15 protein-coding genes are annotated in these 9,447 nt (G+C 55.7%); 4 read left to right on the top strand and 11 right to left on the bottom strand.

The window, feature by feature from the left end; translation table 11 throughout:
- The 10 genes from AB5Z09_RS20085 to AB5Z09_RS20040 all read right to left on the bottom strand — a co-directional run.
- Positions 1 to 1,470 (bottom strand): replication endonuclease (locus tag AB5Z09_RS20085; RefSeq protein WP_368196056.1); only part of this gene is annotated, 1,470 nt, incomplete at its 3' end.
- A gap of 3 nt (positions 1,471 to 1,473) precedes the next feature.
- Complete coding sequence (locus AB5Z09_RS20080) at positions 1,474 to 1,719, bottom strand: hypothetical protein (RefSeq protein WP_202004195.1); 246 nt, start codon at positions 1,717 to 1,719, stop codon at positions 1,474 to 1,476.
- The gene (locus tag AB5Z09_RS20075) at positions 1,716 to 2,165 is read right to left on the bottom strand and encodes a hypothetical protein (protein WP_368196055.1); all 450 of its coding nucleotides are present in this window, start codon (positions 2,163 to 2,165) and stop codon (positions 1,716 to 1,718) included. The genes AB5Z09_RS20080 and AB5Z09_RS20075 overlap by 4 nt, the downstream gene beginning before the upstream one ends.
- Positions 2,162 to 2,359, bottom strand: coding sequence for a hypothetical protein (locus AB5Z09_RS20070; RefSeq protein WP_268011705.1), 198 nt, complete (start codon positions 2,357 to 2,359; stop codon positions 2,162 to 2,164). The genes AB5Z09_RS20075 and AB5Z09_RS20070 overlap by 4 nt, the downstream gene beginning before the upstream one ends.
- Positions 2,356 to 2,616: a helix-turn-helix domain-containing protein gene (locus tag AB5Z09_RS20065; protein WP_368196054.1), complete on the bottom strand. Its 261-nt coding sequence runs from the start codon at positions 2,614 to 2,616 to the stop codon at positions 2,356 to 2,358. The genes AB5Z09_RS20070 and AB5Z09_RS20065 overlap by 4 nt, the downstream gene beginning before the upstream one ends.
- Positions 2,617 to 2,618: 2 nt before the next feature.
- Positions 2,619 to 2,807 (bottom strand): hypothetical protein, encoded by a 189-nt coding sequence (locus AB5Z09_RS20060; RefSeq protein WP_041213699.1) that lies wholly within the window; start codon positions 2,805 to 2,807, stop codon positions 2,619 to 2,621.
- Positions 2,808 to 2,873: 66 nt separating this feature from the next.
- Complete coding sequence (locus AB5Z09_RS20055) at positions 2,874 to 3,332, bottom strand: hypothetical protein (RefSeq protein ID WP_065402397.1); 459 nt, start codon at positions 3,330 to 3,332, stop codon at positions 2,874 to 2,876.
- An 11-nt stretch (positions 3,333 to 3,343) separates the two neighbouring features.
- Positions 3,344 to 3,853 (bottom strand): phage regulatory CII family protein, encoded by a 510-nt coding sequence (locus tag AB5Z09_RS20050; RefSeq protein ID WP_223379426.1) that lies wholly within the window; start codon positions 3,851 to 3,853, stop codon positions 3,344 to 3,346.
- A 27-nt stretch (positions 3,854 to 3,880) separates the two neighbouring features.
- Entirely contained in the window at positions 3,881 to 4,168 is a 288-nt protein-coding gene (locus tag AB5Z09_RS20045; RefSeq protein WP_223379424.1) for a hypothetical protein, read from the bottom strand.
- 11 nt (positions 4,169 to 4,179) lie between these two features.
- Positions 4,180 to 4,365, bottom strand: a complete 186-nt coding sequence (locus tag AB5Z09_RS20040) for a Cro/CI family transcriptional regulator (RefSeq protein WP_223379422.1) — start codon at positions 4,363 to 4,365, stop codon at positions 4,180 to 4,182.
- Between the two features lie 138 nt (positions 4,366 to 4,503).
- Between AB5Z09_RS20040 and AB5Z09_RS20035 the strand changes: the two genes are divergently transcribed.
- The 4 genes from AB5Z09_RS20035 to AB5Z09_RS20020 all read left to right on the top strand — a co-directional run bounded on the left by AB5Z09_RS20035 (position 4,504) and on the right by AB5Z09_RS20020 (position 8,411).
- Positions 4,504 to 5,154, top strand: coding sequence for a LexA family transcriptional regulator (locus tag AB5Z09_RS20035; RefSeq protein WP_223379420.1), 651 nt, complete (start codon positions 4,504 to 4,506; stop codon positions 5,152 to 5,154).
- A gap of 361 nt (positions 5,155 to 5,515) precedes the next feature.
- Positions 5,516 to 6,142, top strand: coding sequence for an ATP-binding protein (locus AB5Z09_RS20030; protein ID WP_368196062.1), 627 nt, complete (start codon positions 5,516 to 5,518; stop codon positions 6,140 to 6,142).
- Positions 6,143 to 6,185: 43 nt separating this feature from the next.
- The gene (locus tag AB5Z09_RS20025) at positions 6,186 to 6,788 is read left to right on the top strand and encodes a helix-turn-helix domain-containing protein (RefSeq protein ID WP_223379418.1); all 603 of its coding nucleotides are present in this window, start codon (positions 6,186 to 6,188) and stop codon (positions 6,786 to 6,788) included.
- 570 nt (positions 6,789 to 7,358) lie between these two features.
- The gene (locus tag AB5Z09_RS20020; RefSeq protein WP_368196053.1) at positions 7,359 to 8,411 is read left to right on the top strand and encodes a site-specific integrase; all 1,053 of its coding nucleotides are present in this window, start codon (positions 7,359 to 7,361) and stop codon (positions 8,409 to 8,411) included.
- A 361-nt stretch (positions 8,412 to 8,772) separates the two neighbouring features.
- Here AB5Z09_RS20020 and AB5Z09_RS20015 read toward each other — a convergent pair whose 3' ends face one another.
- Positions 8,773 to 9,438 carry a PepSY-associated TM helix domain-containing protein gene (locus tag AB5Z09_RS20015; protein WP_339385042.1) on the bottom strand — a complete coding sequence of 222 codons (666 nt, stop codon included), beginning with the start codon at positions 9,436 to 9,438 and terminating at the stop codon, positions 8,773 to 8,775.
- Between the last annotated feature and the right edge of the window lie 9 nt (positions 9,439 to 9,447).

Below are 9,447 nucleotides of genomic sequence, written 5' to 3'. Positions count from 1 at the left end.
CTTCTTGGCGTTGCTGATGCGGCGCAGCTCGCGCCATACCCCGACCGGGGCGCCGCCGATCTGCTGGAAGGTGCGAATGCCCCACCAACTGGCCCAGGCCACGGCATGCAAGGCGCCCTCATCGGCGGCAGTGCCTGCCTCTTCGTCATCGTCCAGGTAGGCGCCGTCGATGTTCTTGGCAATGTATTTGGCGATATAGCCCGCGGAATCGCCCTTGGCCGGGTCTATCTCTTTCCAGTCGAAGCGGGGAGTAAAGTCGGTAAAGGGTGGGGCGCCCTTGATATCCCGCACCAGCTCTTCGTGGTCATCGGTCAGGGCATAGCGTTGCAGGATGCCGATCACCCGGTTGCGATCTTCCGGGCGCATAAATAGCAGCAGGTGCCAGTGCGGGGTGCCGTCGTGGTGAGCCTCGCACACGCGAAATCCATAAACGGGCGCGTTCCACCGTTTGAGGGCGGCTCTGGCGCGGCTCCAGAGTTTGGCCAGATAGGCGCAGGTCTCCCGCGGCGTGGCCCCTTGATAGCGCTTGTTCTCTACCGCTTTGCCGTTGTGCTTTTGTGTCCAGGCATGAAAGCGGCTCGGGGCGGTCCAGGTGAAGAAGACCCCCACATGACCCTGCTCCTCTGCATAGTCATTGAACCCCCGAGCACGCACCATCATTTCGTTGCGGCGGTTCACCGGGTTGGCGTTGCTGGCCTCCCAGCAATCCTTCATCGACACGACCAGATCATACTGCTCGTTGACCACTTCCGACTCGGCCAGCCAGCGCATCATGGCCCGCTTGCGTTCGCGTACCACCTTCATGGTGGCGTTCGATACATAAGCCGACACGCCCTTGCGTACCTTGCCGAGCAGAATGTTGATCTGCTCCTGCAGCCGGTCCCAGCAGCGGTTGACGCGCTTCTCCCACCACTTGGCTGAGAGCAGGCGCACCAGCACGCTCAGGATCCAGTTATCCCGCACTTCGTCGGATTTGAATTTGGGCATCTTGCCGATAAAGCCCCACTGGTCGGCAGTCTGGCGCATCAGCGCCCAGGTCTGCAGCAGATCCGGCTCGGCGCCCTCTTTGATGTCCTGCTCGATGTTCTTGTAAATAGCTGCGGTCTGGTTGGCGAACTGGTGGGCCACCTTCTTGCGGCCGTCTTCATCGCGCATCTCCCTCGGGTTGACCGGGATGGAATGGAGCAGCTGGCGCACCCAGCGGGTGCGCTCACGCAGCCAGATATTGGCTGCCCGGCAATGGGTGAAGCTGCAATCCTTGCGGCGCCTTGCGTACTGCTTGAACAGGTCGCGGGTTAACTCGGGGGAGAGGCCATCGAGCAACTGGATGGCCCACAGCAGATCGTATTGGCCGCGTGGGCCGCCGAAAACGGCGTCAAAGTTGACGCCGGGCAGAGAGTTGCAAAGGGTGTTGACGCGCTGCAGCTGTGCTTTTCTCGACAGCGGCAGCCGGGTGGTGAGCTTGGTCATGCGTTAAGCGGATAACGTCTTGATGCGAAACAGGCATCCACTGATGCGCTGCTGAGCATGGGTTTTCATTCGACGGGCGGCCGCACACTGGCGCAGCAACAGCTTGATGCTGACGCGGGGGCGTGCAGGTAGCCGGCGCGCATGGGCCAGCTCCCGTTGATAAAGACGCAGCCGCGCTGCGTCCTCCCGATAGGTCTCTTGCCAGCGATACATCTGGCTGGTCAGTTCCTGCTGCAGGTGATGGGTCACTTGATCACCTCACCTTGCCCATGCAGTGGCGCGCACTCTTGCCACCACTCGCCGATCTCTTTGGCCAGCGCGGTTTCGCCCTGACCCAGTGCCAGCCAATAGACAGAGCGCACCGCACCGAGTGCCAGCAGCTCTCGGGGGATATCCCGATCGCCTCTGGCCTCACCACCGGCGGCGATAAACTCGGCGCGGGCTGCCAGCCAGTGGGTGGTCAGCTGGTTGTGAGCGGGGATTGGTGCCGCCTCTTCATCGTCTCCATCGCCGTCATCATCGAGCAGATCAGCCGGGTTGCTGGTCGCAACCAGCTGTAGCTGGATGTACTGCTGGCCGGAGTAAACCCCGCCCAGGGCGATGCGGTTATCTTCGGCATTGGCGGCAAACATATCGGCCAGCAGACCCTCGACCACCTTGGGGGCTTGGCGGGCAATCTTGATGATGTCACTCATTGGCAGGCCCTCCGGTTGATGCTGAGAAACAGCTGATGCCAGCGCAGGGCACGCTTTGCCTGGGCTAACATGGTTTTACCCTCCGTTCCTCTGAGGCATGAGGAGTGACGGGCTTTGGCAGTGAGCCGCTGGTGCAGGCGCGGCAACTCGGCCAGCGCCTCCTGCTCTGATATGGGATGGAAGATCGTGGTCATACATGCACCTCCGGTGTGGCGATGCCGGTCAGCAGCCAATCGACATGGCGCTTCAACTCAGGGTGGTTGGCGAGCAGCAGGAATAGGCCGCCCCCGATCTCGCGGTATCCCAGCTCGTAGTTCTTGAGCGTGGTGGGCGGAATGCCGAGCAGGGCGGCAAACTTGGGGCGGCTCAGCTTCAACTGCTCCCGCAACTGGCGCAGGCGCTTGGCGGCATGGTGGTTGAGCAGATTGATTTGGATCGGTTGTGCGTTCATGGTCAGGCTCCTTGCTGAGTGGTGCAGGGGTTGATGCGGCTGAACAGAGAAGCCCAAGCCAGTGCGGTTGACCGCTCGATAAGCGCAACCCCGTCCGGGTGTTGGCTAAGACGGGCGCCATAGCGGCCCGTCAGCTTGCGTTGTTGGATGCGAAGGTTGCGCAGGGCGCAGGGGATCGCTAAAGTTGCCATGTCGACTTCCTCATATGTTGTTGATAGAGGCCCGCTTGGAGTTGCAGCTCCGTAATGCGGGCTTTTTTATTGCCCAATGGGGCGTGGGCCTTGCCCGGTCATCTGGCTTGCTGCCAGCACCGCGCGTTTCATGCGCAGCTTTGCTGCTCTCTCTTTCTTCTCCCTCTCGATATCCCTGATGGATCTGGTGACCGGTGCCGGGTGCCATACCTTGGTGTCACAGCCGCCACGAAATTCGCTTTGGTACTCCAGTGCAATCACGGCAAGGCGGATCGCCTCGCGCTGCGCATGCGGTAATGCCGATAGCGTGGCGCTCATCAGTTCGCCCCGAGGCTGGCGGGCGATGGCACAGATGGCCGCTTTCTTGGCCTGGCCCAGTGCTAGCCAGTCGGTGTCGAGGCTCGAGCGCTTCTTGCCGAACATCTCGCGCAGCAACATGCAGCCGGCGGTGTTCATGGCCACCTGTTCTTCTGGCGTCAGGCCAGCCAAATTGCGTTGTTGATGGTCAATGCGTTGGGTTTGCATGGGTTCCCTCTTTACATGGTCATGGTTTGCATCAGGATGTCTGACGCACAGGCCAGGGTCGGCACCGCCTGAAAGCGGGCCTCAATGTCGTGGATCAGGATGGCGAGCGACCCCATGGCCGAGGTGGCCACGCTCACCAGGGTGTTGCGCTCAGAGCGGGTGATCCGGCCGCGGTCAGTCAGCTCCAGCGCCCGCTGGCCAATGCTGGCGATCTTGGCGTTCAGGTCGATGGCCTGGTGGGGCAGGGAAGGGGCCCGATCAGCCTTGGGGATAGCCACTGCTGTGAGGCCACACTCCAACAGCAGGCCGTCGAACAGGGTCTCGTCCCCCTCTGTGGCGTGATAAATGGCCACCAGTTCCCGGGCGGTGAGTTGATGCGGTTGTGCTGGGTTTAACTTGTTGCGCAGTAACTGTTCGCCAATACCAGCAGCGCGTGCCACCTCGGCAAGGGAATGGCTGGCGGCGAAGCGTGAGCAGGCGGACTCGAAGTGCGGTTGTTTGGTTGAACTCAGGTCAAACATAGTGAACTCATCCTTGGCCGGTTATGGTTAACTCGCGAGCTTGAAGTTGTGTACTAACATCGAGCCGGCCATCTGCTTAGCGATGAACACATGCACCTTGACCATCACCAGCTCGTTGCCTCTGGTTTTTTCCATGACATCGAGGCGGCCGGTTCTGACCCAGTGGCGAGCAGTGTCGACAGAGACACCGATCCACTCGGCGAACTTGGCGATGGGCATCAGCGGTGGAATGTCAGGGGAGATCACAAGGTTGATCGCACTGACGGTCATCGGCGGAGCATGCGAAACGGCAGGATTGATATGACGTGGTGGCATTGGTGCTACCCTCATTGTGCGGTACGAGGTTGCGAGTCGTTGGCTTTCAGCTTGCCGCCTGTCATCACCTCGATCTGGTACGCACGCCCCTTTGGAATGACTTCACCCCAGCAGGAAACCGTGGCCATGTTGATACCCAGAGCCTTGGCTGTCTTGGAGACCCCACCGAAGTGGTTGAGCACATCCGTCTTTTTCATCACGAGTACCTTTGAAGTTTTAAACAAAAAGATTGGAACTCCAATCATCAGATTTGGACTTTTTATCTTTTAGACTTTGGAAAGTCAATCACTGAGTTTAAAAACTTCAAAGTTCATGAGTGTTAAAGTTTTCAAACTATGAAAAACGAACGCATCAAAGAACTTCGAAAAAAACATGGACTTACCCAGCGGAAGCTGGGCGAGCTTATTGGTGCGACTGGACCATCTGTGTCTCAGTGGGAAAGCGGTGATGTGTCCCCTAGCGCGGATTATCTAGTCGCCTTGGCAAGAGTATTCGGGGTGTCTGCCCACTGGCTTTCTACGGGAAAGGGATCGCCGGAACAGTCGAACGTTGAGCCAGCAGTGATCCCGCAGGGAAATCGGGTACCGATCCTGAGCTATGTCCAAGCTGGCAACTGGCGGGAGATGTGTGAGCAGGCCACGACCTTTGATGGCAATGTGGAGTTTGTGTCTGCCAGCGTTGATATCGGTCCTTGTGGATTTGGCCTTTGGCTACGCGGTAACTCCATGACCCCGTTCTTCAACGAAGGGGATCTGGTGATCATTGATCCTGACGAGCAACCACGTCCTGGTGACTATGTAGTGGCCAAGAACGGTGGCGAAGAGGCCACCTTTAAGAAATATCGCCCCCGTGGTATCGACGAGAACGGGCAAGAGGTGTTTGAGCTGGTTCCCCTCAACGACGATTACCCCACCATGCATTCAGATCGGCAGCACATCGAGATCATCGGCGTGATGGTCGAGCATCGAACTTTCCGAAAACGATAAGGGTGAGCTTGTGTGCACGGCCCCATAGCAATTGCATCAGGAACAGAGCGTTAGGCAGCCTCCATTGATTGAGACAATATCTTTTCCCTTTCAGAGAAGTTTTTATGACACCCATGATTTTGAACGGGTGGTCAGGCCGGCGCAGTTCAGTAAATTGCCCTTTATTTCTAATGTGGAGATAAAGATAGGGAGGGACTGTAAGTTTCTGGCTGATGCCACCCTGAAACTGCTTTGCCTTTGTCACCATGTAGTGTCGTTACGTAAGAATTTGACGCTAACTTTTGAAGGAGGGGCCTGCAATTGTTTCACTTTCCTAGAGCGCTGTGGTTTTTTCCACTCGTTACCGCCAGAAGCCGTCGTCATGCCGTACAGACCTCAAGCTCGGGATGCCTCAATAGCATATGCTGGCCAGAGCGCTAATTTGCTTGAGATTCGGGCCGTCAGCCCCACGGAGTCAAGTCGGAACAGACCTATTCCTAGTCAGTTAACTGATGCGCTAGGTGTTTTGATAAAAACAGATTGCGATACGTTCCTGTCTAACATTCAGACTGTTGTCAGCGAGTTTTGTAGCAATGTGTTTGAACATAGCCAGGTATCAACCCCTGGATTTGTGTACATGCACCACTATCCAGCCTCAGGTAACATTTTCATTTCTATCGCTGATCTTGGGGTCGGGCTTCTCAATAGTCTACGCGAGGGCTTACATTGGCGTGGGCACCCACACCAGAACTCACCTGACCAGGCACTCATTCTGGAAATGTTCAACAAGGGATTGAGTCGTAAGGGTGAGCACAGAGGATCTGGGTTAAACCGAGCTGCAATGATTGCCATCCAGTTTGGTGGTTCACTTCATGTCAGACTCGATAAGCATGTGATCGATCTAAAGCCTAACGGCAACCAATTTGAAGCCACAGCGTTTATGAGTACAGATTGCTTTCTTGCGAAAGGAACTCACATAACGCTCTGTTTTCCTCGGGCAAAACTGTAGTGTTTCCTTGCTATATCTACCTTACTCTGATTCAATAAGTTTTATGAAACAGATAATCGCACGTATCAAACTCATCGATTTCATGGGCTTTGCTGAGCCGAATGCTGATGGCACCAAGGATGGATGGGGAGTTACTGATGGTGAGGCCGTCGCGGCAGCACTCTCAAACTACATCTCTAATTCTCCAGAAGTGGATATCTACGATATCTCACTTGAAGGTGTCAGACGCATCGATGCATCCTTCCCTCGTGAGGCGTTCATCATGCTCGCAGCTAAGTCCGTGGGCAAACGGGGCTTTTTTGTCAGTGACGTTGCTAATGCTGTCTTACTGGACAACATTCGTGCTGGGGCTGATAAGTTGAGCTTTCCCTTGCATGCCTGCTGTCAGGGGCGTGTGGAGGTTTTGGGGCCAGAACCGAAAAGAACCCAAAAAGAGCTGTACAGCTATGTTGTGAGCAAAGGGTGGGTGACCGCGTCGGAGGTCGCAGAGGTATGCAACCTGAAAATCAACAATGCGAGCAACAAGCTAAAAGAGCTGGTTGATGAAGGTTTTTTGCTTAGAAAAGAAGGCGTTGCTGAGACTGGGGGGATTGAATTTTACTACTTCCCTATCTATGGGCAGGGTCAGCAGAAAACTGCTTCATAAAATTTCTTGATCGAGAAGATCCGCTGTGTTACTTTAGCCAATAAGGAGGTCTAGTTCGGCCTCCTTGAAAAACAAAGGCCATTCATTTTTTTTAGTGAAAGGCCTTTGTTAAGGCAGGGTGTTCATTATTTTTTGTGAATGCCATACGGCGAGCAATCGTCTTTATCGAGAGAATTGAAATTATGTTTAGCAAAATCAAAGATGTACATGTATGTGCCTATCTGAGGCGGCGTAAAGGGCGTTTAGAGTATGTGACTTCACATTGGCGTTCTTCGCCGGGGAGTTAGTAATGCTTTGTGTTCTAGAAAACAAAAAAGCCCAATGTGGGGACATTGAGCTCCTTTCTTAGACACACATCGCTGAAATTCGGACTGCGCCTGTTTGTTTTTGCAAACTAACTATAGTCGCAGTCCGATTTTTTGCCAACAAGTTTTAATGAGTCTCGGCTTGTCTTGGCCAGATCTCAATTTACAAAATGGCTTGGTCAGTAGCTTAGTCAGTAGCTATGACATCGGATAGTTTGAAGTCTTTGAGCATTTATTGGCAACTTAGTAACAGGTTCACCACGCAATGACAGTTCGCAAACTTGATGACGGCAAGCCAAAACCCTGGCTTGCCGAAGTTTATCCCCAAGGGCGTGATGGCCCTCGTAAACGCAAGCGCCATGCCACTAAGGGCGAAGCCTTAGCGTGGGAAAAGCACATGTTGGCTCAACCTTGGCTGCAGCCAGGGGCGGGGAATGTGGATGACAGGCGGCTGAGTGATTTGGTGGCGCTCTGGTATGGTCGCCACGGTCAAACCTTGACTGATGGCGAGCGACGCCGCGATAAGCTTATTTGGTTGGCTGAGGCATTGGGCAACCCCGTGGCAACAGAATTCACGGCCCAACAATTTGCGGCCTACCGCGAACGGCGCCTGGCAGGTGAGCTTTATGTTCCCGGTCAACGCAAGCAAGTGTCCCCGACCACTATCAACCGTGAACTACTCTACCTGCAGGCGGTGTTCAATGAACTTGGCCGCTTGGGTGAGTGGGCGCATGGCAACCCGCTAGAGGTGTTGCGTCAGTACAAGGTGCAAGAAGCCGAGCTGGCGTTCCTGAATCAGGATGAGATTGAACGGTTACTCGCGGCTTGTGCAGGCCTGAAAGATTTGTGGCTGATCGTGATGCTCTGCCTCTCGACCGGTGCTCGCTGGTCAGAGATCGAGAAGCTTACCCGCTCACAGGTTGGCATCGGCCGGCTTACTTTTACCCGAACGAAAGGCAAGAAGAATCGAACTGTGCCGGTGGCAGGTTGGCTATTGGCCTTGTTGCCCAAGCGCACTGGCCGCTTATTTGGTGACTGCTACGCTGAGTTCGAGAAGGCGATACGGCGGGCCGAGATTGAATTGCCTGCAGGCCAAAGCACCCACGTTCTGCGTCATACCTTCGCCAGTCACTTTATGATGGGGGGAGGCAACATTCTGGTGTTGCAACGGATCCTAGGGCATACCGATATTAAGATGACAATGCGCTATGCCCATTTTGCCCCGGATCACCTCGAAGATGCAGTCAAACTCAACCCGATCACCGCGCTGAAAAATGGCGGCAAAATGGCGGCAGCGCTCACCAGCGATACCCAATAAGCCCCATCCATCCCCAAGCAAACCCGCGAAAACACGGCAAGTTATTGATTCAGAATGGCTTGCGATGGTTTCAAAATCCGCCGGTGAATAACCGTGTCGGTTCGAGTCCGACCCCGGGCACCATCAAATTCATGACAAAAGGCCATCAGCAATGATGGCCTTTTGTTTTTTGGCGTTTCTGCGCTTTTGGGGCGTTACTGTTGAGCTGGCAGTGCTTCCCGTTACCTCTTGGTATCCCTTCTCTTTTCCCGCTCTCCGTTATTTCCTTTCCTTGATATAGCCGCTGACGGCATCACCGCCAGCGGCCTGTTTCTACTGCGGTTTTTTCCAAACCTTGCTGCATCAGAACATGGTTGCCGCACTATCCCAGCAGGGCAAACAGCAGGGTACCGAGGGTGCCTGCGAGCGTCAGCGCTATGATGGCTCTGGGTGTGCCGTGCAGCTTGGTCCACATAAACAGGCTGGTGAGGGCGAGCAGCAGCAGGGCCAGGGCGGCGATATCGCCAAACAGCTGCCAGCCGAGGCCGGTGCCCATGCCGCGGTGCAGCCGGTTGAGGCTGGCGGCAAAGTTGGCCAGTTGCAGGTCGGTACGTACCAGCAGGGTACCCTCAACATAGCTGGCAGCCACGCTCTGGCTGAGGGTAACGCCGCGCATCTCCCACTTGGCGGGCAGGGTGAGCGGGCCGTTCGGGGTGGGCAGGGTCTGGGCCGGGGTGATCATGGTTCGCCCGTCGGCAAAGGTATCGGGATAGCGCTGTTGCAGCAGGATTTTCAGCTGCTCCGGGCTGGCGAGCGGCGCCTTGAGCACTATCTCTTCACTCGATTTGTCGGTGTGGGGGCCGGGGATGGGCAACACGGCACGGTGTTGCAGCCAGAGACCGGTGATGCCGTACATCAGCATCAGGGCGAGGGTAAAAAAACCGGCCCAGGCATGGAGGCGGCGTACCCATTTGTTGTTGTGAAGGGGAACTCTTCTGCGTTTCATCGTGGTTGCTTCATAAAAAACTGGCCAGCAAGGGCTGGCCAGTCGGGGTGG

Origin of the sequence: Aeromonas sp. R2-2 (genome assembly GCF_040908355.1) — a bacterium.
Taxonomy (GTDB): domain Bacteria; phylum Pseudomonadota; class Gammaproteobacteria; order Enterobacterales; family Aeromonadaceae; genus Aeromonas; species Aeromonas veronii.
The sequence above is the reverse complement of the archived record's forward strand: the minus strand, read 5'-3'. Positions and strand labels throughout refer to the sequence as shown.